This is a genomic window from Pantoea brenneri, assembly GCF_038594305.1.
In the GTDB taxonomy this organism is placed as follows: domain Bacteria; phylum Pseudomonadota; class Gammaproteobacteria; order Enterobacterales; family Enterobacteriaceae; genus Pantoea; species Pantoea brenneri.
Genome location: NZ_JBCGBG010000006.1, coordinates 203,800 through 225,789 on the forward strand (window position 1 = coordinate 203,800; position 21,990 = coordinate 225,789).

Consider the following 21,990-nt stretch of genomic DNA (forward strand, 5'->3'; position numbering starts at 1 on the left):
ATATTCCTCCCGGGAAACCGTTATTACAGTTTCTTCGCTTTTTCCACGGCTTCTTCGATGGCACCAACCATGTAGAAGGCCTGCTCTGGCAGGTGATCAAACTCACCTTCCATGATGCCTTTAAAGCCACGGATAGTGTCTTTCAGCGTAACGTACTTGCCCGGAGAACCGGTGAAGACTTCCGCAACGAAGAACGGCTGAGACAGGAAACGCTGAATCTTACGCGCACGTGCCACCAGCAGTTTATCTTCTTCAGACAGCTCGTCCATACCGAGGATGGCGATGATGTCTTTCAGCTCCTGGTAACGCTGCAGCAGTGACTGAACGCCACGCGCTACGTCGTAGTGCTCCTGACCCACAACCAGTGGATCCAGCTGACGGCTGGTGGAATCCAGCGGGTCAACGGCCGGGTAGATACCCAGAGAGGCGATCTGACGGCTCAGCGTTACCGTTGAGTCTAAGTGCGCAAAGGTGGTTGCTGGTGACGGGTCAGTCAGGTCATCCGCAGGGACGTAAACGGCCTGTACGGAAGTGATTGAACCGGTCTTGGTGGAGGTAATACGCTCCTGCAACACACCCATCTCTTCGGCCAGCGTTGGCTGGTAACCTACCGCAGATGGCATACGACCCAGCAGTGCAGAAACTTCGGTACCGGCCAGGGTATAACGGTAGATGTTATCGATGAACAGCAGAACGTCGCGGCCTTCATCACGGAATTTTTCCGCCATGGTCAGACCGGTCAGTGCCACGCGCAGACGGTTACCCGGCGGCTCGTTCATCTGGCCATACACCAGGGCAACTTTGTCGATAACGTTGGAGTCGGTCATTTCGTGGTAGAAGTCGTTACCCTCACGAGTACGCTCACCCACACCGGCAAACACTGAGTAACCTGAGTGTTCAGCCGCGATGTTACGGATCAGTTCCATCATGTTGACGGTTTTACCTACACCCGCACCACCGAACAGACCCACTTTACCGCCCTTGGCGAACGGACACATCAGGTCGATAACCTTGATGCCGGTTTCCAGCAGTTCCTGCGAGTTAGACTGATCTTCATAAGAAGGTGCCGCGCGGTGAATAGAGGCGATCTCTACTGCGCTGCCATCTTCTTCTTTCAGCTCGCCTTTCATGTCGATTGGCTCGCCGAGAACGTTCATGATACGGCCCAGGGTCGCTTTACCGACCGGAACCTGAATCGGTTTCTGCAGGTCGTTGACGCTCAGACCACGCTTCAGGCCGTCAGACGTACCCATTGCAATGGTACGGACCACGCCGCCGCCCAGCTGCTGCTGAACTTCCAGCACCAGACGCGCATCACCATTCATAACCTCGAGGGCACTGTACACTTGCGGTACCGCGTCCTGAGGGAATTCGACGTCAACAACGGCGCCGATAATCTGGACAATCTTTCCAGTTGCCATCTTGAATCCTCTACCTAATTCCAAACCTGGTTAAACCGCGGAGGCCCCCGAGACGATCTCGGTAAGTTCCTGGGTGATGCTGGCCTGACGAGCTTTGTTGTACACCAACTGCAGCTCTTTGATCAGATTTCCGCCGTTATCGGTTGCGGCTTTCATCGCCACCATACGTGCGGCCTGCTCACTGGCCAGATTTTCCACCACACCCTGATAAACCTGCGATTCGACGTAACGACGCAGCAGGGTATCCAGCAGCGCTTTCGGATCGGGTTCGTACAGGTAATCCCAGGTCTTCGCCTTCATCTCTTCTTCACCTTCCGCTGGCGGTAACGGCAGCAGTTGGGTAATGGTCGGAGTCTGAGACATGGTGTTATTGAACTTGTTACTGACGATCATCAGTTTGTCGATGCGGCCTTCATCATAAGCCTGCAACATCACTTTTACCGGGCCAATCAGGTCAGACAGGGTAGGTTTATCGCCCATGCCGCTGACTTGCGCCACGATGTTGCCACCAACAGAACTGAAGAATGACGCCCCTTTAGAACCGATAATCGACAGATCGCTCTGCACGCCTTTATCGGACCAGGACTTCATATCTGCCAGTACTTTCTTGAACAGGTTAATGTTCAAACCACCACAAAGCCCGCGGTCAGTTGAAACGACCAGGTAGCCGACGCGCTTAACGTCGCGCTCTTGCAGGTAAGGGTGCTTGTATTCCAGATTACCCAACGCAAGGTGACCAATCACTTTGCGCATGGTGTCTGCATACGGACGGCTGGCCGCCATGCGTTCCTGCGTTTTACGCATCTTGGAGGCGGCGACCATTTCCATCGCTTTGGTGATCTTCTGCGTGTTTTTCACGCTTCCGATCTTGCTTCGTATCTCTTTTGCGCCGGCCATTAGCTTCTCCTCAAAGCCTTGCGGCCTGCCTTTTCAGACAAGCCGCCAGACATTACCAGGACTGGGTTGCTTTAAACGTATCGATCAGGCCTTTCAGCTTGGCTTCGATATCGTTGTTGTAGTTACCCGACTGGTTGATTTCAGCCATCAGCTCGGCGTGATCGCGATCGGCGAAGGCCAGCAGTGCAGCTTCGAAGCTGCCAATTTTTGCCAGCTCAACGTCGTTCAGATAGCCACGCTCGGCCGCGAACAGAACCAGACCCTGCTGCGCGACTGACATCGGCGCATACTGTTTCTGCTTCAGCAGCTCGGTGACTTTCTGACCGTGGCTCAGCTGTTTACGGGTTGCATCGTCCAGATCAGAGGCGAACTGCGAGAACGCCGCCAGTTCACGATACTGTGCCAGCGCGGTACGGATACCACCGGACAGTTTCTTGATGATCTTGGTCTGTGCAGCACCACCAACACGCGATACCGAAATACCTGGGTTAACCGCCGGACGAATACCGGAGTTGAACAGGTTCGATTCCAGGAAGATCTGACCATCAGTAATCGAGATTACGTTGGTCGGAACGAACGCAGAAACGTCGCCCGCCTGGGTTTCGATGATCGGCAGTGCAGTCAGTGAACCGGTTTTACCTGTCACGGCACCGTTAGTGAAACGCTCAACATAATCAGCGCTTACGCGTGATGCACGTTCCAGCAGACGGGAGTGGAGATAGAACACGTCACCAGGGAATGCTTCACGACCTGGTGGACGGCGCAGCAGCAGAGAGATCTGACGGTAAGCAATTGCCTGCTTAGAGAGATCATCATAAACGATCAGCGCATCTTCACCGCGGTCACGGAAGTATTCACCCATCGCACAGCCTGCGTACGGAGAGAGATACTGCAGGGCAGCAGATTCAGAAGCAGAGGCCACCACAACAATGGTGTTCTGCAGCGCGCCATGCTCTTCCAGCTTGCGAACCACGTTAGAGATGGTTGAGGCTTTCTGACCAATCGCAACGTAGACACACTTGATGCCCGAGTTGCGCTGGTTGATGATCGCATCGATCGCCATCGCGGTTTTACCGGTCTGACGGTCACCGATGATCAGCTCACGCTGGCCACGGCCGATTGGAATCATCGCATCGACCGACTTATAACCGGTCTGAACCGGCTGGTCGACTGACTGACGGTCGATAACGCCTGGTGCAATCACTTCAACCGGTGAGAAACCGTCGTTGTCGATTGCGCCTTTACCGTCGATTGGTGCACCCAGGGTGTTCACCACACGGCCCAGCAGACCACGGCCTACCGGTACTTCCAGAATACGGCCAGTACACTTCACCTTCATGCCTTCGGCGAGGTCAGCGTAAGGACCCATTACCACTGCACCTACTGAGTCACGCTCGAGGTTCAGGGCAATCGCGTAACGGTTGCCCGGCAGGGCAATCATCTCACCCTGCATCACATCGGCCAGGCCGTGTACGCGGATGATACCGTCACTTACAGAAACAATCGTACCTTCGTTGTGAGCTTCACTCACGACATTGAACTGAGCAATGCGCTGCTTGATCAGTTCGCTGATTTCGGTGGAATTCAGTTGCATATGCTCCAGTCCCCTTAAGACTGCAAGACGTCAGCCAGACGGTCAAGACGGCCGCGTACGCTGCCATCAATAACCAGATCACCCGAACGGATGATCACGCCTGCCATCACAGACTTATCAATTTTGCAATTCAGCTTAACTTTGCGTGACAGACGTTTTTCCATCGCGGCGCTGATTTTATTCAGCTGGTCGTCACTCAGCGTACTGGCGGAGATAACATCAACTTCTGCGGTGGCTTCATAAGCGTCACGCAGGTCGATGAATTGGGCCAGTACTGCCGGAAGCGCTGTCAAACGTCCGTTTTCCGCCATCACCTTAATCAGGTTCTGCGCGGGTTCATCCAGTTGATCACCACAGACTGCGTTAAACGACGCTGCCAACGCTTCGGGTGCTAACGCACCTGAAAGAAGATCAGCCATCTGTTCATTGCGAGCCACTTCTGCGGCAAACGCCAGCATCTGTTGCCAGCGTTCAATACTTTGATGCTCAACAGCAAAGTCAAAAGCTGCTTTGGCGTAGGGGCGAGCTACAGTAATCAGATCAGACATCAGCCCCTCCCTCCTTACAGTTCAGCGACCAGTTTATCAACGATGTCGCTGTTAGCAGCTTCATCCACGGAACGTTCGATGATCTTCTCGGCACCGGCCATAGCCAGCAACGCGACTTGCTTACGCAGTTCTTCACGAGCACGTTTGCGTTCGGCGTCAATCTCAGCCTGCGCTTGTGCCACGATGCGAGCACGTTCGTTATCAGCTTCGGTTTTGGCTTCGTCCAGAATCTGCGCGCGACGCTTGTTCGCTTGCTCGATAATGACCTGAGCGTCTTCTTTAGCTTTTTTCAGCTGGTCGGTCGCATTAGCCTGCGCGAGATCCAAATCTTTCTTCGCGCGTTCAGCAGAAGCAAGGCCTTCAGCAATTTCTTTCTGGCGCTTTTCGATGGCAGCCATAATCGGCGGCCATACGTACTTCATGCAGAACGCGACAAACAGGATGAACGCGATGGCCTGGCCGAGGATTGTTGCATTAATGTTCACAGCACAATGCCTCTAATTGAGTATTTAACTTTTCTGCCGTTATCAACGATAAGCGGCAGAATCCGTTCACCCTTGCACACTGTGCGCTGAGTGAACACAGGAGCTTTAGGCGACAGCAAACATCACGTAGAGACCCAGACCAACAGCGATCATCGGGATTGCATCCACCAGACCCATTACAACAAAGAACTGCGTGCGCAGCAGAGGAATCAGGTCAGGCTGACGAGCAGCGCCTTCCAGGAATTTTCCTCCGAGGATGCCGATACCGATCGCAGCACCGATTGCCGCCAGGCCCATCATCACAGCGGCAGCCATGTACAGCAGATCCATATTCAGGTTTTCCATGACAGTCTCCAGTTTGTTTCAGTTAAATGCTCCCTTCATCTTCCGGGCCGCGGCCTGATGGCCGACACCCGGAATAGAGAGGGAAAGTAGTGTTGAGAAAAAAATCAATGTTCTTCAGATGCCATCGACAGATAGACAATCGTGAGGACCATGAAAATGAAAGCCTGTAGCGAAATGATCAGGATGTGGAAAATGGCCCACGGCACATTCAGCACCCACTGCGACCACCACGGCAACAGACCGGCAATAAGGATAAAGATCAGCTCACCCGCATACATGTTGCCGAACAGTCGTAAACCGAGAGAAACCGGTTTAGACAGCAGGCTCACACCTTCCAGAATCAGGTTGATCGGGATGAAGATCGGGTGGTTAAAAGGCTGCAGCGTCAGCTCTTTCGTGAAGCCGCCAATGCCTTTCATTTTGATGCTGTAGAACAGAATCAAAATAAAGACGCCCAACGCCATAGAGAGCGTGATGTTCACGTCTGCAGACGGCACGACGCGCAGCGCCGGCAGGCCCAACCAATGCTCGCCGATATACGGCAGCAGATCGATTGGCAGCAGATCCATGAAGTTCATCAGGAAGACCCAGACAAAAATTGTCAGCGCCAGCGGGGCGATAAGTTTGCTCTTACCGTGATACATGTCGCGCACGTTGTCATCAACGAAGCCGACAACCAGTTCGATAGCCGCTTGTAATTTCCCTGGCACACCGCTGGTAGCTGTTTTAGCTACTTTACGGAACAACACCAGGAAGATGAATCCCAGCACCAGAGAGAAAAACATGGAATCGATATTTAATACCCAGAACGTCGCGGGAGCGTCGTGCGGATTCACTAACTCGAAAGTACGCAGGTCCAGCTGAAGGTTATTCAGATGGTGTCCTATGTATTCTTGCGGAGTAGAGATTTCTCCTGCAGCCATGATGCCTCTTACCCTTTGTTGTTAATTACCGCCGGTGCCAGCATTTGTACCACCAGCACCGATAACCAGGTTATTCCGACCGGCCAGAAAACCGCCCCGAATAGACCCAACGCCACAATGAGCAAAATGATGGTCGCGAACACTTTGGCTATTTCACCCAAAGCGAAGCTCCACGCGACTCGCCCCGAAGCCGGGGTTTGCCCCTGCAGGCGCCAGGCTAAAAACAAAAACAACACGTTCGGCAGCCAGGCTGCCGCTCCGCCAGCTACAGCAGAGACGCCCCAGGTGACATCTTTCAGGGCAAAGAGTGCGCCGATGATGACGATTGTCACCAGCTGAATCATCAGCACTGTCCGGGCGAATTTTACACTGTAAAGAGACACTGACATGACGCTGATACTCTCCTGCCCCATTCGGGGTATGTCGCGTGTCGTATAAGACTGCCTTTACGCATTTGAGTCAAGCAGCAAAAGCCGTGCAAATTATACGGGCCGCACCTGCGATTTCAATCGGTAAGTAGCGAAAAGGTGAACAATTATTTAAATTTCTTTCCGGAGGGCTATTTTTCCAAACATCCCCCGGTAAGGATTCGCCTTTCCCCGGCTGAAAATTGGCTGGCGAGTTGCTTTTAAAGCGTGCTTTAGATCACATAATAAGCATTCGCGCCGCCAGGACTTTTCTCAGAACGCTAATTACATGCCGTTCATATCCGCGCTAAAGCCATAAAAATCAGCAAGTTGAAAATATATTACCCGCCAAAAAAGTCTATTTTTACTGAAAACACGCTATTGACATCGAACTGTGCATGAGAATCGTGAAATTCATATTACGCACGCCAGGTAATTACCCTGATATATTTTCTGGCGTGACTATTTTTATTCCGTTAGTCCGCTATACAAGTGATCTTTGTGCTAACTAAATGTGAATTAAACGTTAAATGTAACAGAGCTTTTCGGATAATTTCCGTCGGCGTTTTTAACCTTCCGCCGTCAGAGGCTTAATGAAAATCCTTTATTATTAACGCATCAAATGCACTTTTTTTCACCAGTCAGCGGGATAAGACAAATCGCTGAAGCGGGTTAAATCCTTATCTATTTCAGGCCTATTGCTGACGGAGGATAACAAGGTGCCGGTCGCCTTCCAGCTGAGGAACCTGCAGCTTAATCACCTCATCACAGCGATAGCCGGCCGGTAAGCTGGCGATTTCATCATCCGGACGGACACCTTTAAGGGCAAAAAAGCGCCCTTCTGCCCCGGGCAGATGATGACACCAGTTAACCATGTCAGTCAGTGAGGCGAATGCCCGGCTGATCACGCCATCAAACGGTGGCTCTGCCGGGAAGTCTTCAACCCGGCTCTGCACCGGCGTAATGTTAGTAAGTCCTAACTCATGCTGTACCTGCCGCAGGAAACGCACCCGCTTACCGAGGCTGTCGAGCAGCGTAAAGTGCGCATCAGGCATCACAATCGCCAGCGGAATGCCTGGCAGGCCCGGTCCGGTACCGACATCAATAAAGCGCGAACCGATCAGGTGTGGTGCCACCACAATGCTGTCGAGTATATGGCGAATCAGCATCTGCTGCGGATCGCGCACTGACGTCAGGTTGTAGGCTTTATTCCACTTGTCCAGCAGGCCGACATAGGCAACCAGCTGCTGTTTTTGTTGATCGGAGAGGGTAATCTTGGCTGCCTGTAGCAGCGAGGTGAGTGTGTTGATCACAGCGTAAGTCCAGTCAGCGGGGGCGAGTCGCCTCGCCCCGTTTCAGGTCAGGCGCTTTTGCGCAGCAGACCCTGTTTTTTCAGATAAATAAGCAGAATAGAGATAGCCGCCGGCGTGATGCCGGAAATGCGCGTCGCCTGGCCAATCGAGGTTGGCTTGTGGTCATTCAGCTTCGCGATCACCTCATTTGACAGGCCGTTGACCTGGCGATAATCCAGATCCACCGGCAACAGGGTATTCTCGTTGCGCTGCTGACGATCGATCTCTTCCTGCTGACGCGCAATGTATCCTTCATATTTGACCTGAATCTCAACCTGCTCTGCCGCTTGCTCATCGGCCAGCGCCGGGCCAAAGGTATCCAGCGTCATCAGGGTGAGATAGGTCATTTCCGGCCGACGCAGCAAATCTTCACCACTGGCTTCTTTGGTCAGCGGCGCGCTGAGGACGGTGTTCACCTCGGCAACGCGCTCAGATTTAGGGTGAACCCAGATATCGCGCAGACGCTGACGCTCCTGCTCAATCGCTTCCAGCTTCTGGTTGAAACGCGCCCAGCGGGCATCATCGACCAGGCCCAGCTCGCGGCCAGTTTCGGTCAGACGCAGATCGGCATTATCCTCACGCAGCATCAGACGATACTCGGCGCGGGAGGTAAACATGCGGTACGGCTCTTTGGTACCGAGGGTGCAGAGGTCGTCAACCAGTACGCCGAGGTAAGCCTGATCGCGACGCGGTGCCCAGCCCTCTTTGTCGGCAGACTGACGCGCGGCGTTGAGGCCGGCCAGCATCCCCTGCGCGGCTGCTTCTTCGTAGCCGGTGGTGCCGTTGATCTGTCCGGCAAAGAACAGACCGTTAATGAATTTGCTCTCCAGCGTCGGTTTCAGATCGCGTGGATCAAAAAAGTCATACTCGATGGCATAGCCCGGACGTACGATCTTCGCATTTTCCATGCCCTGCATCGATCGCACGATCTGGATCTGTACGTCAAACGGCAGGCTGGTTGAGATGCCGTTCGGGTAAATTTCGTTACTGGTCAGCCCTTCCGGTTCAAGGAAGATCTGATGCGCGTTACGATCGGCAAAACGCATCACCTTGTCTTCGATCGACGGGCAGTAACGCGGGCCGATCCCTTCGATGATCCCGGCATACATCGGGCTGCGATCGAGGTTATTGCGGATCACTTCATGGGTTTTTTCGTTGGTATGGGTGATCCAGCACGGCACCTGCTGCGGATGCTGAGCGGCATTGCCCATGAACGAAAACACCGGCATCGGGTTATCGCCATGCTGCGGCGCCAGTACGCTGAAGTCGATGCTGCGCGCATCAATGCGCGGCGGTGTACCGGTTTTCAGGCGATTAACCCGCAGTGGCAGGGCACGCAGACGTTTTGCTAGCGGAATGGAAGGTGGATCGCCTGCGCGACCGCCGCTGTAGTTATCCAGTCCGATATGAATTTTACCGTCGAGGAAAGTCCCGACCGTCAGTACCACGGTCTTCGCCCGGAATTTCAGCCCCATCTGGGTAACGGCACCGACTACCCGATCGTTTTCCACAATCAGATCGTCGACCGCCTGCTGGAAGATCATCAGGTTGGGCTGATTCTCCAGCGCGGTGCGAATCGCCTGCCGATAGAGCACGCGATCGGCCTGAGCACGGGTTGCCCTGACTGCCGGGCCTTTGCTGGCGTTTAGTATCCTAAACTGGATACCGGCCTGATCGATTGCGTGGGCCATCAGACCCCCCATGGCGTCCACTTCCTTCACCAGATGTCCTTTGCCAATGCCACCGATCGCCGGGTTACAGGACATTTGTCCAAGCGTATCAATGTTATGGGTGAGTAACAGGGTTTGCTGACCCATTCGGGCTGCCGCCATTGCGGCTTCGGTGCCCGCATGACCACCACCAATTACGATGACGTCAAAAGGATCCTGATAAAACATGAAGTGGTACCTCGGTTGATAAACGTGCCGGATCGTCGTCCTGGGGCGTGGATTCTACTCAAATTCCGTCTGGGGTGAAAGCCGCGGGATCGTCCGGTTTTAAAAGAAAGGATCTTAGATCTGTATATGATCTTTCTGTTAGATCTCTTATTAGGATCGCCGGTTTCTGTGGATATGTGCCAGAACACCCGTCAAAACAGGGGATTACCCAGGATCACTAGCTGTTAATGATCGGTGATCCTGATCCGTATAAGCTGGGATCTAAATGGCGACTTATACACAGCTCAAAAAGCATACTACGGTTATTCTTTGGATAACTACCGGTTATACGCAGTAAAAGAGGGTAGTTATCCACAAAATAAACGTCTGCAAAAGGACAAAATCAGCATCTTCCACTGGGGATCGTCACTATTTCACGATCCCCGACCAGTCTCAGATCGCGTTTTTCCACGTCATGACCCAGGCCTCAGCCGGATCTTCCGGGATCTCATGCTCCAGTACGTCGATTTCCAGTCGATCACCGATCCGCTGTGCGCCCTGGGCGATCAACAGCGTCTCGATCTGACGAATCGCCCCGCAAAACAGGTCATATTCATGATTGCCGAGACCGACGGCACCAAACCGGACCTGAGAGAGATCGGGCTGGCTTTCACTGATAGCCTCGAACCACGGTTGCAGATTGTCGGGAATTTCACCTGCGCCATGGGTTGAGCAGACCACCAGCCAGATGCCTTCCTGCGGCACCTCATCCAGCGCCGGGCCGTGCAGCATCTGCGTTGAGAAGCCTGCGTCCTGTAATTTTTCTTCCAGATGCTCAGCAACATACTCGGCGCTGCCCAAGGTACTGCCACTGATTAAAGTAATATCGGCCATCTTGCTCTCCTGGACATTAAGGCGGGCATTGTACGCTGTGATCAAGCGGTGATCCACCTGTGGAAAACAGGGTTAATAGATCAGGAGAGGTGAACGCAGCCGTTGTCAGCCGCTGCATTCGTCCGGGATAAGGTTGTGCACAGGAGAAGTGCGATCAGGGTTTGATGGTCCGCATGATCGGGTTTTGCAGAGAGATCAGGGTTTCTGTTGATTGAATTTCATCAATGGTCTGGATCTTGTTGATCAGCACCTGTTGCAGGGCATCAATCGAGCGGCACATCACCTTAATAAAGATGCTGTAGTGGCCGGTGGTGTACCAGGCCTCCACCACTTCATCCAGCGCGTCCAGCTTGCTCAGCGCCGCCGGATAATCGCGGGCACTCTTCAGGATGATGCCGATAAAACAGCAGACATCAAATCCCAGCTGGCGCGGATCAATGTCGACGCGGGTGCCCAGTATAATGCCGGCCTGCTTCATCTTCTCTACCCGCACATGGATGGTGCCGGGGCTGACGTTAAACTGTTTTGCCAGTTCGGCGTAAGCGGTACGCGCGTTATCCAGCAGGGCATTCAGAATGCCGCGATCCAGATTATCAAGCTGCAGATGTTCGGCCATGGCCATCCTCGTTGGGCTGCTTTGAATTGAACAAGGGAGAATGTGCAGCAAAAGCGCGGTTCAGGCAACAACCGGCAGCGACGGGCGCCGCTGCCAGGTAACTTAGCGTTTACGCCAGACGGTAACCTGCGCCAGCGTGTGCTGGAACTTGCGCGCCGTTTCACGGATCACAAACGGCATCTCCTGCGGCGTATCCAGCAGTTCAAAGTCGGCCGCCAGCAGCCGTTGCAGCGCCTGTAGCGTCGTCAGCGCCTCACCATTTTCACGTACGCCGCCCAGCCAGTTCTCTTTAGGCGTATACGCTTCCAGCCAGGTGTAAGGCGAGGAGAGCAGCAGAATGCCGCCCGGACGTAGCATCGGCGTGACATCCTGCAGGAAGCGCGCGGGCTGGCGCAGGCGATCGATCAGATTGGAAGCCAGCACCAGATCGTAGCGGGCCGGTTGCGGTTTGAGGTTACAGGCGTCGCCCTGCACAAACTGAATGCGCTGCGCCAGATCGCCATCCAGCCCGAAATCTTTCAGACGCACCTGGCGATACTCCACCAGATCGCCCTCCTGCGGCACGACATAGCGGAAATCTTCGCCGCTGGTCAGTTGCAGCGCCACGTCAATAAAGCGCGCCGAGTAATCCATGCCGGTAACGCGTTCAAAATGGCGGGCCAGCTCAAAGCTGGCGCGTCCGGTGGCGCAGCCAATATCCAGCGCTTCAGCGTGTGACGTGGTGTAATTCAGCGCCAGTTTTACCAGGCTTTCGGCGTAATTATCGACCCCGAAATAGCGCGGACCATACTGGAAATCGAGATACTGCGACACCATGGCGTCGGTTTCGTACGGATTCAGCGTCATGCTTTCCTGATGGCGGGAGACCACGTAGCGGAAACCGGCGTGCTGGAAGAAATGTCGGCGGAACGCATAACGCGCCGATTTGAGCGCTTCGTTGCCGGTCGAGATCCAGCTGCCGCCTTTAATCAGCGAATGCTTGCCATCAAAGGTCGGGGTGGAAAAGTCGTCGTACAGCGGATGGACTTTGAAGCCTTCAAAGCCGTTAGTCGGCGTGGTGGTCCACTGCCAGACGTTACCGACTATATCGAAGAACTCGCCCTGGGCGAACTGATCGACCGGGCTGGAAGAGGCCCAGTATGCCAGATTGATATTGCCAGGTGCCCGCTCCCACTGCGGCTGATCGCCGGTGACCTGTTCACGCAGCTGATACCACTCCGCTTCGCACGGCAGCTGGATAGCCATTCCGCTCTGGTCGGCTTTCCAGCGACAGAAGGCGGCCGCTTCCAGCTGGTTCACTTCCGCTGGCCAGTCCCACGGCATCGCCACTTCTTCACACATCAGACGCAGCTTAAGCTGATCGGGCATCGCTGGCGTGCCGACCCAGAACGTTGGCATCTCCGCCTGGGCAAACTGGCACCAGCCCCAGCCTTCATCATCCCACCAGCGGGCGTCCTGATAGCCGCCTGCGCTGACAAACTCAAAAAACTCGGCGTTACTGACCAGCATCTTGCTGGCTTTGAACGGCTGCAGCGTGATCTGCTGGCTGCCATATTCGTTATCCCAGCCGTAGGTATCGTCGGTTTTGCCCAGCGTAACGCGACCGCCCGGCATCGGCAGCAGACTGTTGGCCGGCACATCCTGGCGCTGATGGCGCGCCAGCGGACAGACTGGCCAGGCCGGCTGCGGCGTCACCCAGTCAACCGGCAGTTGCCGGATCAGCACGCTGGACGTTTCCAGGTGAATACGCTCATGCTCGATCCCCATCAGGATCACCCAGGCTGGGCTGTCCCACTGGATCGGTAAGCTCAGCGGCATCGTCTGGATCAGGTCGCTGACCACTGCTTTGACCCGACCACGATAGTCACGTACCGCGTCGATAGTGGGCCACTCATAGTGGCTGTCGTTGAGATCGTCCCAGCTCATCTCATCGACGCCAATCGCCATCATCGCTTCAATACGATCGTCGAGGCGCGCCTCAATGTAGCGTCCGGCCATCAGCTTATTAATGTAGAAGGTGGCGGTATGACCAAAATAGAAGATCAGCGGATGACGCAGCGGAATGGCTTTGGTAAACCAGGCCTGCGAATCAGTCAGGCAGGTAAACAGACTTTCGTACTGCTCCCAGGTCTGGAGGAAGTAAGTCAGCAGTTCGGCACGTTTTTGTTCAATATTCTGGCCGGAGAGCAGTAAGGTTCGCGTCGGCGCAGGCAGATCGCGATGGGGTTGGACGGTCGTCACAAGGTGCTCCAGATTGCTGTGTGAAAAAATGGCAGTGATTCACTATAGCAAAGAAGCATTTCTGCCTGATGACTTAACGCCGCCAGTGGCGCAGCAGGCGGCTTTTCATACCGGTATCGAAGCGCCAGATATGGTCGAAGATGCGCATAATGCCGGGCTTGCCGTGGCTCGACATCGCCACGGCGTGAAAACGTTGCTGATTGTGTCGCTGGCGCTGTTTGATGGCGCTGATCACCTCTTCCGGCAGTCGCTGGGCGATAAAATCGGAGACGATCACCGCGTCCGCCTCCTGCCAGACCGGTCCTTCCATGCGCTTAACCACGGCCGTGAGACAGGCGGCAAGATCGGTGCCGCCACGAAAACGCTGGCTGAGGAAGCGAATAGCCTGCTCAAGTCCATCATCACCGGTCAGCTCATAGCCAATCACCTCATGGGCGAACAGCATAATGTAGCAGCGACGACGATCGGCCAGCGCCACCTTCAGCAGTGCCAGGCAGAACGCTTTGGCGCAGCGCTCGTTGAACCCGCCCATCGAACCGGAGGTATCGACGCAGACAATAAACGGTCCGCGCGGCTGCTCTTCATGATGCTGGTGGCTGACCGGTCGCTGGGTCACTTTTTCATGCCAGGCGTCGCCCTGCAGCTTGTAGGTCAGCAAGCGTTTCTCTACCAGCCGGCGGTAAAATTCCAGCTCCAGCTCGCTGATGCTCAGCGCAGCCAGCTCCGGTGGCAGCAGGCGCAGCACATCATCGCTCTGATGAATGCCGCTGACCTCTTCCGGTACCGCCGCTGGCTCGTGAACCAGCTGATGAAATGCCTCCATCGGCGCATCCTGTGACGGCACCGATTTCGCTTCCCGGCTGCGGCCGAGCTGTTGTGCCAGCTTCAGCAGTTCCGGCTGCTGCGCCAGAAAATCACCGTACTGCAGCATCAGCTGGTAGTCGCCTGGCTGCAGTGAAGTTTTGCTCATGTCCCACAGCCGGCCTGCCGCCGCTTCGTCATCGTCGCTCAGCATCGGTGCCAGCTGACCACTCAGCGCCATACGCTGCAGCAGTTCCGCCATCAGACGTTCGCGCTGCTGCTCCAGCAACTGCTGATTCAGCGTAAGGGTTTGCAGCGTCAGGCTGAGCCGCCAGCGCTGTAAAAACAGCGTATGCTGCGCACTGCTGAGATGATGGATGTCGGTGTGTTGCAGTAGCCGGCGGGCTTCATCAATAAACGGTGAAGGCAGGCGTTCCAGCGTTTGTAGCGTGTCATCGAGCTGCTGGCTGAACTGACGATCGCTGAGCAGCTGCACCCGCTGGAACAGCTGAAACTCCTCCGCCAGCACAGCAGGTACCGGGGTGGCCTTCAGCTCAGCGTTGATCTCCGCTTTCCAGCGCGGCACATCGCGCAGCAGGGCTTTTTTCAGACCGGGGAATTTTTCAAAAAACAGTGCCAGTTGCGGCGACGCCAGCAGAGCGATGATCAACTCTTCAATCAGTTCCGTTTCGCCAATTGAGAGCAACGTGCTGAGCGTCTCCAGTGAGATCATTTACGCGCCTGTTTCAGCTGTTCCGCCACATCCTGCAGGCTGGTCTCAACCCGCGCCAGCCAGTCATCGCTGATAAACAGACAGCGCTGATGCTGGCTGAACAGGTGACGCTGGCTGCGTAACTCACTTTCCAGCGTATCCAGCGCCTCGATAATTTCACCGGGTAGCTGATCGCTATTGCTGGCGCCAGGCAGTGTCAGCCGTGAGGATTGCAGGCTGACGTCACGTATCGCCAGGCAGTGCTGCGCATCGACCTGCAAATCCAGCGTCTGCGCGAAGCCGATGCCGTTGAGCTTGCCGCGTATCTCGCCGCCTTTTTGCAGCCACTGATGCAGTGCGTCGCGGGCGATCACCAGATGCGTGACCTGCATATCGTGCAGCGTCAGTGGATGTTGCAGCATCAGCGTCAGCTGCTCGTCGGTAAGATTTTCCGGCAAATCGTAATAGGGTTTGCGGCTGAACATACCGCTGTGCTTCTCCAGCGTGATCGCCTGCGCCATGCTCTGTTGCTGCTGCAAGGCCATCCGGCGCGCTTTGATCTGTTGCAGCCTGAGCAGCATCGGCTGCTGTTGCCAGGCATGCTGGGTCATTAACAGGTCAATTTCACGTTCCAGCAGCTGCATTGAGGCGACATCGTGCCACAGGCAATCTTTCAGCAGGATCAGGTCGATTGGCGCGATGGCGTTGCGGCCGCTGTAAAAGGCGCTGGCCTGCAGCAGGTGAATGGCTTTTTTCCAGCGCCGGTCAGAAATGTAAGGGGCCGCTGGCTGGCTCTCCAGCTGCTGACGCAGTTGATAAATCAGTTCAAACACCGCATCGGGTAAACTGACCTGGCTGATGCCAAGCTGCCACTGGGCATACTCTTCATCGCTGATGCGCAGCGATTCGGCCACCGGATTGGCATTTTCATCCTGCTGATGCGTCAGCATGCTGCGGAAGTTCTGCTTTTCATGCACGTTGTCCAGCCATAAGCGGATCAGCATCCGGTCATACAGCGCTTCCAGACCGCTGTCGGCTTCCGGCAGTTCGTTGGAGGCGGTGACCAGCAGCCGCATCGGAATTTTTTCTTCGCTGTCGCCGTTGCGGAAGCGGCGTTCGTTAATCGCAGTCAGCAAGGTGTTCAGAATGGCCGGACCGGCTTTCCAGATCTCATCGAGAAAGACAATCTCCGCGTCGGGCAGATAGCCTTTGGTCAGGCGCTGATAGCGACCTTCATCTTTTAGCGCCTGGATCGACAGCGGGCCAAACACCTCTTCAGGCGTGGAGAAACGGGTCATCAGGTATTCAAAGGCGCGGGCGTGCTGAAAGGCATATTTGAGGCGGCGGGCAATCAGACTCTTCGCAATGCCAGGCGGACCGAGCAGGAACACGCTTTCACCGCTGAGCGCGGCCAGCAGACAAAGGCGAATAGCATGATGCCGTTCATACAGGCCTTTTTCTAACGCGTTGCTGAGGCGAGAAATTCTTTCTGCCAAAAGATGGGGTTGAGCCATAATCACATCAATGTCCTTACGATCGTCGGGCCGCCGCGCTTAAGCAAGCGCCTTACTCTATAGATAATGATGCGTGAAAGCGTTGATAGCTGTCAGCTTTTTTGTTTCAGAAGATTCGGTTAACGGGAAAGCGGCCATAAGCCGCGGTTTCTGAGGTAAAAACCGCCGCATTCCGCCGGTGGTCAGGTTAACCGGGTATAGGAATTTTCGGCAATACGTGCATACTGTGCGCTTTTTGATGGCTTGAGCGAGGGGTTTTTGCGCCTCTTAGACTCCAACAAAAGATAACTCTATGAGCTCGGATAATAAGCAGTCACTTGGTGGGCTAACGCTGGCCGCAATTGGTGTTGTCTATGGGGATATCGGCACCAGTCCGCTGTATACCTTGCGTGAATGTCTCTCCGGCCAGTTCGGCTTCGGCGTGGAACGCGGCGCGGTATTTGGCTTTCTGTCACTGATTTTCTGGCTACTGGTGCTGGTGGTTTCACTGAAATACATCAGCTACGTCATGCGGGCCGACAACGCGGGTGAAGGGGGAATTCTGACCCTGATGTCGCTGGCGGGCCGTCATACCGGTGCCCGCGCCACTGCGGTGCTGGTAATCATGGGCCTGATTGGCGGCAGCTTCTTCTATGGCGAAGTGGTGATCACGCCAGCGATTTCAGTGATGTCGGCGATAGAAGGACTGGAAATTGCCGCTCCGTCGCTTGATCCCTTTATCGTGCCGCTGTCGATTGCGGTGCTGACGCTGCTGTTCGCGATTCAGAAACACGGAACCGGCATGGTCGGCAAGCTGTTTGCGCCGGTAATGCTGCTGTGGTTCCTGGTGCTGGCGATCCTCGGCGTTAACGGCATCATGAAGAACCCTGAAGTTCTGCAGGCGCTTAATCCCACCTATGCGGTTAACTTCTTCCTGCAATATAAGTCGATCTCCTTCTTTGCACTGGGCGCCGTCGTACTGGCGATTACCGGCGTAGAAGCGCTGTATGCTGATATGGGCCACTTCGGTAAAATCCCGATCCGGCTGGCGTGGTTCTCCGTGGTGCTGCCGTCACTGGTGCTCAACTATTTTGGCCAGGGCGCGCTGCTGCTCAGCGATCCCAAAGCGATTAAGAACCCCTTTTTCCTGCTGGCGCCGGACTGGGCGCTGATCCCGATGCTGATTCTGGCGACTCTGGCGACGGTAATCGCCTCGCAGGCGGTAATCTCCGGCGTCTTCTCGCTGACGCGCCAGGCGGTCCGTCTCGGGTATCTGCCCGGCATGCGGATCATTCATACCTCGGAGCGTGAATCGGGCCAGATCTATATCCCGATGATCAACTGGGTGCTCTATTTCGCGGTGCTGATTGTGATTATCAGCTTTGAACACTCCAGCAATCTGGCGGCGGCCTATGGCATTGCGGTGACCGGTACTATGGTGCTGACCTCAATTCTCTCCTGCACCGTGGCGATTAAAAACTGGCACTGGCACAAGCTGGCGGTTGGCGTAATCCTGCTGCTGATGCTGTTTATCGACGTGCCGCTGTTTACCGCCAACCTGGTCAAAATTTTCTCGGGTGGCTGGTTGCCGCTCTGCCTCGGCCTGGTGATGTTTATCATTATGACGACGTGGAAAAGTGAACGTTTCCGCCTGCTGCGCCGGATGCATGAGCACGGCAACTCACTGGAGGCGATGATTGCGTCACTGGAGAAATCGCCGCCGGTGCGGGTGCCGGGCACCGCGGTCTATATGTCGCGCGCACTGAACGTGATCCCCTTTGCCATGCTGCATAACCTCAAGCACAACAAAGTGCTGCACGAACGGGTAGTGCTGTTGACGCTGCGTACTGAGGATGCGCCTTACGTGCACAATGTGCGGCGGGTGACGATTGAGCAGCTTTCGCCGACGTTCTGGCGCGTGGTGGCCAGCTATGGCTGGCGCGAAACGCCGAACGTGGAGGAGATTTTCCACCGTTGTGGGCTGGAAGGGCTGAACTGCCGGATGATGGAAACCTCTTTCTTTATGTCGCATGAGTCGCTGATTATCGGCAAACGGCCGTGGTATCTGCGGTTGCGTGGCAAGCTGTTCATGGCGCTACAGCGCAATGCGTTACGCGCCCCTGACCAGTTTGAGATCCCACCAAACCGGGTGATCGAGCTGGGCACCCAGGTCGAGATCTAACCTGTGAAACCCGCCTTATCGGCGGGTTTTTTATTACCAGCGCAGCGTGACGCACAATCCGCTGCCGGGGCGCTGGCTGAACGCCAGCTGCATCGCGTGCAGCTGAGCGATGTTCCGCACGATCGATAATCCCAGCCCGCTGCCACTCTTCTCCTGACCGGGCGGTCGCCAGAAACGCTCGCCTAACCGTTGCCGATCGGCATCGCTCAGGCCCTCTCCGTTATCCTCGACGGACAGGCTGTTGGCCGCGAGCCGCACATCCACTTCACTGCCGGCAGGGGTATAGCGAATCGCGTTATCCAGCAGGTTGCGTACCAGCAACGAGAGCAACAGCGGATGGCCCTGTATCACCGGTTCGGCTTCTGCGTGCAGACGTAAGGTTACGCTGGCTTTATCCGCCAGCGGCAGTTGCGCCGCCAGCGTCTCCTGCAGCGTCTGTTTTAACGATACCGGTTCAAAGGCGCTGCGGGCATCATCCGCTTCCACCCGCGACAGGGTAAGCAGCTGATCCACCAGCCGGGTAGCGCGCGCAATGCCGCTATCCAGCTGTTTCAGCGCATGGGTTCGCATCGTTTCATCGTCGACGGCCAGCTGAATCACTTCGCTTTGTACCTGCAATGCGGCCAGCGGGCTGCGCAGCTCATGCGCGGCATCAGAGGTAAAACGCCGTTCACGTTGCATCATTGCGCTGATGCGACTGAACAGGCCGTTCAGCGCGAGGATCAGCGGCTGCACCTCTTTCGGCACCCGTTCGGCCTGCAAAGGGGTGCCGTCATCCGGTGCACGCTGAGCCAGTTGCTTCGCCAGCTGCTTTAACGGACGTAATTCCGACCAGACCAGGCTGATGAGCAGCAGCAGCATAAAAGGCAGCGCGATCAGCCAGGGTAATACGCTGGCCTGCATCAAATCTCCGGCCATCTCATCGCGATATTCCCTCTCCTGACCGACCACCACGCGAAACTGTTTGTCTGGTGTGGTCAGCCAGACAAAACGCCAGCGGTCATCATCATTGGTGAGCTGGCCATCATGAAAACCCTGGTAGTCCGCTTCAAACGGCAGGTATCTGCCATTATCACCATCGTTGAGCACCTGCCGGCCATCATGGGTGAAGACAGCAAACGCCAGCGCGTCATCATCCTGATCGCCACGGTGGTGCCGCAGCAGCTGTCGGGTTTTTGGCAGGGACGGTGTATCTAGCGAGGCGTAATCGAGGGTCAGCAGGCGCTTGGCCAGCAGCATCTGTTGGGTATCGAACAGCTCATTAATGGTGTCACGCGTCTGATGCCATGCACTGAGGCTGGCGCTGGCCCAGCAGATGCCCAGCAGCAGCACAAAACCGATGCCAAGCCGCAGAAACAGACTTACCGATCGCATTCTGTCGCTCCCAGGGTATAACCCACGCCGTGCAGAGTGCGGATAAACTGGCTGCCGAGTTTCTTACGCAGGTGATGAATATGCACTTCCACCGCATTGCTGGAGACGTCGGCGTCCCAGCTATACAGTTTTTCCTCCAGCTGGCTGCGGGTTAGCACCCGGCCAGGGTTGCGCATAAACAGCTCCAGCAGCGCCAGTTCCCGACTTTTCAGCTCAATCGCCTGGCCGTCGCAGGTAACGCTGTGGCTGTCGGGCTTCAGGACCACGTTGCCATGACGCAGCTCTGGCTGTAGCTGACCATGCCGGCGACGGATCAGCGCCTGTAAGCGAGCAGCTACTTCGGTCAGAGCGAACGGTTTGCAGAGATAATCATCCGCGCCCATCTGCAGCCCTTCAACTCGCTGATCGAGCGCATCACGCGCCGTCAGGATCAGCACCGGTACATCCTGCCCTTGCTGACGCCACTGTCGCAGGATATCCAGTCCGTCCCGTTCGGGCAGTGACAGATCGAGGATCACCGCATCCCACGGCGCGGCGTTTAACGCCTGAAATCCGGCCTCGCCGGAGGTAAACCAGTCGACGCTAAATCCCAGCTTACCCAGTCCCGCTTTAATCCCGTCGCCAATTAAGCGATCGTCTTCTATCAGTAAAATACGCATCATTTCTCCCTGCGGTGATAGCGCTTTATACGAAGCAGACTGCCGCTTGTACAGCGCATTTCGGCGAAAATGGCTTATTTTTGCTTCTTAAGAAGCTGTTAAGAACCTTATGGTCAACTAGGCTCAACAAAACGAAACACATCATGGAAAAGAGGTGACAAAATGAAAAAGCACGCTGCAATTTTAGCTGTCGTTATGCTGGCTTCTGCCCCGGTTTTTGCTGCTCAGCAAGGCGGCTTTGTCGACCCCAATGCCCCGGCGGCGCAGGTTCAGACCCGACAGGGTGGTTTCAGCGCTGACCACACCAGTGTGGTGACGGTGAAGCAGGCGGAAGAGATGAAGGATGACAGCTGGATTACCGTACGCGGTAAGCTGGAAAAACAGATCGGCGATGAAGATTATCTGTTCCGCGATCAGACCGGTACGATGAAAGTCGAAATCGACCATAAGCACTGGAACGGCCAGACTATCTCGCCAAAAGATACCGTTGAGCTGACCGGTGAGCTGGATAAAGATTTCAACAGCATCGAAATGGACGTTAAACAGGTTAAGAAACTGCCTTAATCGTCCACTACGGGACCGCATCAGCGGTCCTTTTTTCTGCCCTGCTGCCCGCCTTAATTCAAATTTCCCGCCGCGTAAGCGAAACGTTTCGATAGCGATCACAAATTTCAGCTTCGCCGATTGAGTTGCTGGCGGCTTTTCATACACTCCTGTCAGCGAAACGTTTCGCTGTGGAGTGAAAAATGAAAAAAGGTCGCTTGTTAAACGCTGAACTCTCTCATGTGATTGCCCGCCTGGGACACACAGATACGCTGACGATTGCCGATGCCGGTTTGCCGATCCCGGCAGGACCGCAACGCATCGATTTAGCCCTGATACCGGGTACGCCCGATTTTATCGCGGTGGTAAAGGCCGTCACGCTTGAGATGCAGGTAGAAAGCGCCCTGATCGCGGAGGAGATTAAGCAGCACAATCCGCAGCTCCATAGCGCACTGCTCGCCGTGCTCGAAGCCTTGCAACAGCACCAGGGAAATACCATCACCATCCGCTACACCAGCCATGATCAATTCAAACAACAAACGCAGCGCAGTCAGGCGGTCATTCGCAGCGGAGAGTGTTCTCCGTTTGCGAATGTCATCCTCAGCGCCGGTGTGACCTTCTGAGGC

Annotated in this window: 20 protein-coding genes; 3 read left to right on the forward strand and 17 right to left on the reverse strand. The window is 55.4% G+C overall.

Features of this window, described 5'->3' with window-relative positions; genetic code table 11:
* Positions 1-23: 23 nt before the first annotated feature.
* From atpD to ravA, 15 genes are all read right to left on the reverse strand, one after another.
* Positions 24-1,421, reverse strand: a complete 1,398-nt coding sequence (gene atpD, locus AABB92_RS19380) for a F0F1 ATP synthase subunit beta (protein WP_010258870.1) — start codon at positions 1,419-1,421, stop codon at positions 24-26.
* A gap of 30 nt (positions 1,422-1,451) precedes the next feature.
* Positions 1,452-2,318 carry a F0F1 ATP synthase subunit gamma gene (atpG, locus tag AABB92_RS19385; protein ID WP_031376166.1) on the reverse strand — a complete coding sequence of 289 codons (867 nt, stop codon included), beginning with the start codon at positions 2,316-2,318 and terminating at the stop codon, positions 1,452-1,454.
* 52 nt (positions 2,319-2,370) lie between these two features.
* Entirely contained in the window at positions 2,371-3,912 is a 1,542-nt protein-coding gene (gene atpA, locus AABB92_RS19390) for a F0F1 ATP synthase subunit alpha (protein WP_031376167.1), read from the reverse strand.
* Between the two features lie 14 nt (positions 3,913-3,926).
* Entirely contained in the window at positions 3,927-4,460 is a 534-nt protein-coding gene (atpH, locus tag AABB92_RS19395; RefSeq protein ID WP_031376168.1) for a F0F1 ATP synthase subunit delta, read from the reverse strand.
* Between the two features lie 14 nt (positions 4,461-4,474).
* On the reverse strand, positions 4,475-4,945 hold the full coding sequence (gene atpF, locus AABB92_RS19400) for a F0F1 ATP synthase subunit B (RefSeq protein ID WP_031376169.1): 471 nt from the start codon (positions 4,943-4,945) through the stop codon (positions 4,475-4,477).
* Positions 4,946-5,050: 105 nt separating this feature from the next.
* Positions 5,051-5,290, reverse strand: coding sequence for a F0F1 ATP synthase subunit C (atpE, locus tag AABB92_RS19405; protein ID WP_003849523.1), 240 nt, complete (start codon positions 5,288-5,290; stop codon positions 5,051-5,053).
* Positions 5,291-5,394: 104 nt separating this feature from the next.
* Positions 5,395-6,213 (reverse strand): F0F1 ATP synthase subunit A, encoded by an 819-nt coding sequence (gene atpB, locus AABB92_RS19410; RefSeq protein ID WP_031376170.1) that lies wholly within the window; start codon positions 6,211-6,213, stop codon positions 5,395-5,397.
* Positions 6,214-6,221: 8 nt separating this feature from the next.
* The gene (gene atpI / locus AABB92_RS19415) at positions 6,222-6,602 is read right to left on the reverse strand and encodes a F0F1 ATP synthase subunit I (protein ID WP_031376171.1); all 381 of its coding nucleotides are present in this window, start codon (positions 6,600-6,602) and stop codon (positions 6,222-6,224) included.
* A 713-nt stretch (positions 6,603-7,315) separates the two neighbouring features.
* Positions 7,316-7,933 (reverse strand): 16S rRNA (guanine(527)-N(7))-methyltransferase RsmG, encoded by a 618-nt coding sequence (rsmG, locus tag AABB92_RS19420; RefSeq protein ID WP_031376172.1) that lies wholly within the window; start codon positions 7,931-7,933, stop codon positions 7,316-7,318.
* A gap of 47 nt (positions 7,934-7,980) precedes the next feature.
* Entirely contained in the window at positions 7,981-9,870 is a 1,890-nt protein-coding gene (gene mnmG / locus AABB92_RS19425; protein ID WP_031376173.1) for a tRNA uridine-5-carboxymethylaminomethyl(34) synthesis enzyme MnmG, read from the reverse strand.
* A gap of 432 nt (positions 9,871-10,302) precedes the next feature.
* On the reverse strand, positions 10,303-10,743 hold the full coding sequence (gene mioC / locus AABB92_RS19430; protein ID WP_031376174.1) for an FMN-binding protein MioC: 441 nt from the start codon (positions 10,741-10,743) through the stop codon (positions 10,303-10,305).
* A 154-nt stretch (positions 10,744-10,897) separates the two neighbouring features.
* Positions 10,898-11,359, reverse strand: coding sequence for a transcriptional regulator AsnC (gene asnC, locus AABB92_RS19435; RefSeq protein ID WP_003849496.1), 462 nt, complete (start codon positions 11,357-11,359; stop codon positions 10,898-10,900).
* A 102-nt stretch (positions 11,360-11,461) separates the two neighbouring features.
* Positions 11,462-13,600, reverse strand: a complete 2,139-nt coding sequence (ovoA, locus tag AABB92_RS19440) for a 5-histidylcysteine sulfoxide synthase (protein WP_046289502.1) — start codon at positions 13,598-13,600, stop codon at positions 11,462-11,464.
* A gap of 73 nt (positions 13,601-13,673) precedes the next feature.
* Entirely contained in the window at positions 13,674-15,134 is a 1,461-nt protein-coding gene (gene viaA, locus AABB92_RS19445) for an ATPase RavA stimulator ViaA (protein ID WP_031376175.1), read from the reverse strand.
* Entirely contained in the window at positions 15,131-16,627 is a 1,497-nt protein-coding gene (gene ravA / locus AABB92_RS19450; RefSeq protein ID WP_031376176.1) for an ATPase RavA, read from the reverse strand. Before ravA ends, viaA begins: the two co-directional genes overlap by 4 nt.
* A gap of 292 nt (positions 16,628-16,919) precedes the next feature.
* Between ravA and kup the strand changes: the two genes are divergently transcribed.
* Complete coding sequence (gene kup, locus AABB92_RS19455) at positions 16,920-18,788, forward strand: low affinity potassium transporter Kup (protein ID WP_046289503.1); 1,869 nt, start codon at positions 16,920-16,922, stop codon at positions 18,786-18,788.
* Between the two features lie 33 nt (positions 18,789-18,821).
* On the opposite strand, the gene qseC is transcribed toward kup, so the two are convergent.
* Positions 18,822-20,162 carry a quorum sensing histidine kinase QseC gene (gene qseC, locus AABB92_RS19460; RefSeq protein WP_031376177.1) on the reverse strand — a complete coding sequence of 447 codons (1,341 nt, stop codon included), beginning with the start codon at positions 20,160-20,162 and terminating at the stop codon, positions 18,822-18,824.
* Positions 20,150-20,821 (reverse strand): quorum sensing response regulator transcription factor QseB, encoded by a 672-nt coding sequence (qseB, locus tag AABB92_RS19465; RefSeq protein ID WP_031376178.1) that lies wholly within the window; start codon positions 20,819-20,821, stop codon positions 20,150-20,152. Before qseB ends, qseC begins: the two co-directional genes overlap by 13 nt.
* Positions 20,822-20,983: 162 nt before the next feature.
* On the opposite strand from qseB, the gene AABB92_RS19470 reads away from it, so the two are divergent.
* Positions 20,984-21,385: a YgiW/YdeI family stress tolerance OB fold protein gene (locus tag AABB92_RS19470; protein WP_031376179.1), complete on the forward strand. Its 402-nt coding sequence runs from the start codon at positions 20,984-20,986 to the stop codon at positions 21,383-21,385.
* Positions 21,386-21,567: 182 nt separating this feature from the next.
* The gene (rbsD, locus tag AABB92_RS19475; protein ID WP_046289504.1) at positions 21,568-21,987 is read left to right on the forward strand and encodes a D-ribose pyranase; all 420 of its coding nucleotides are present in this window, start codon (positions 21,568-21,570) and stop codon (positions 21,985-21,987) included.
* Positions 21,988-21,990: the final 3 nt, after the last annotated feature.

What these genes read in the sequence shown, in the direction of transcription:
- atpD (WP_010258870.1), bottom strand. Translation starts at nt 1,421, where the DNA reads ATGGCAACTGGAAAGATTGTCCAGATTATCGGCGCCGTTGTTGACGTC.
- atpG (WP_031376166.1), bottom strand. Translation starts at nt 2,318, where the DNA reads ATGGCCGGCGCAAAAGAGATACGAAGCAAGATCGGAAGCGTGAAAAAC.
- atpA (WP_031376167.1), bottom strand. Translation starts at nt 3,912, where the DNA reads ATGCAACTGAATTCCACCGAAATCAGCGAACTGATCAAGCAGCGCATT.
- atpH (WP_031376168.1), bottom strand. Translation starts at nt 4,460, where the DNA reads ATGTCTGATCTGATTACTGTAGCTCGCCCCTACGCCAAAGCAGCTTTT.
- atpE (WP_003849523.1), bottom strand. Translation starts at nt 5,290, where the DNA reads ATGGAAAACCTGAATATGGATCTGCTGTACATGGCTGCCGCTGTGATG.
- atpB (WP_031376170.1), bottom strand. Translation starts at nt 6,213, where the DNA reads ATGGCTGCAGGAGAAATCTCTACTCCGCAAGAATACATAGGACACCAT.
- atpI (WP_031376171.1), bottom strand. Translation starts at nt 6,602, where the DNA reads ATGTCAGTGTCTCTTTACAGTGTAAAATTCGCCCGGACAGTGCTGATG.
- mnmG (WP_031376173.1), bottom strand. Translation starts at nt 9,870, where the DNA reads ATGTTTTATCAGGATCCTTTTGACGTCATCGTAATTGGTGGTGGTCAT.
- mioC (WP_031376174.1), bottom strand. Translation starts at nt 10,743, where the DNA reads ATGGCCGATATTACTTTAATCAGTGGCAGTACCTTGGGCAGCGCCGAG.
- asnC (WP_003849496.1), bottom strand. Translation starts at nt 11,359, where the DNA reads ATGGCCGAACATCTGCAGCTTGATAATCTGGATCGCGGCATTCTGAAT.
- viaA (WP_031376175.1), bottom strand. Translation starts at nt 15,134, where the DNA reads ATGATCTCACTGGAGACGCTCAGCACGTTGCTCTCAATTGGCGAAACG.
- ravA (WP_031376176.1), bottom strand. Translation starts at nt 16,627, where the DNA reads ATGGCTCAACCCCATCTTTTGGCAGAAAGAATTTCTCGCCTCAGCAAC.
- kup (WP_046289503.1), top strand. Translation starts at nt 16,920, where the DNA reads ATGAGCTCGGATAATAAGCAGTCACTTGGTGGGCTAACGCTGGCCGCA.
- qseC (WP_031376177.1), bottom strand. Translation starts at nt 20,162, where the DNA reads ATGCGATCGGTAAGTCTGTTTCTGCGGCTTGGCATCGGTTTTGTGCTG.
- qseB (WP_031376178.1), bottom strand. Translation starts at nt 20,821, where the DNA reads ATGCGTATTTTACTGATAGAAGACGATCGCTTAATTGGCGACGGGATT.
- AABB92_RS19470 (WP_031376179.1), top strand. Translation starts at nt 20,984, where the DNA reads ATGAAAAAGCACGCTGCAATTTTAGCTGTCGTTATGCTGGCTTCTGCC.
- rbsD (WP_046289504.1), top strand. Translation starts at nt 21,568, where the DNA reads ATGAAAAAAGGTCGCTTGTTAAACGCTGAACTCTCTCATGTGATTGCC.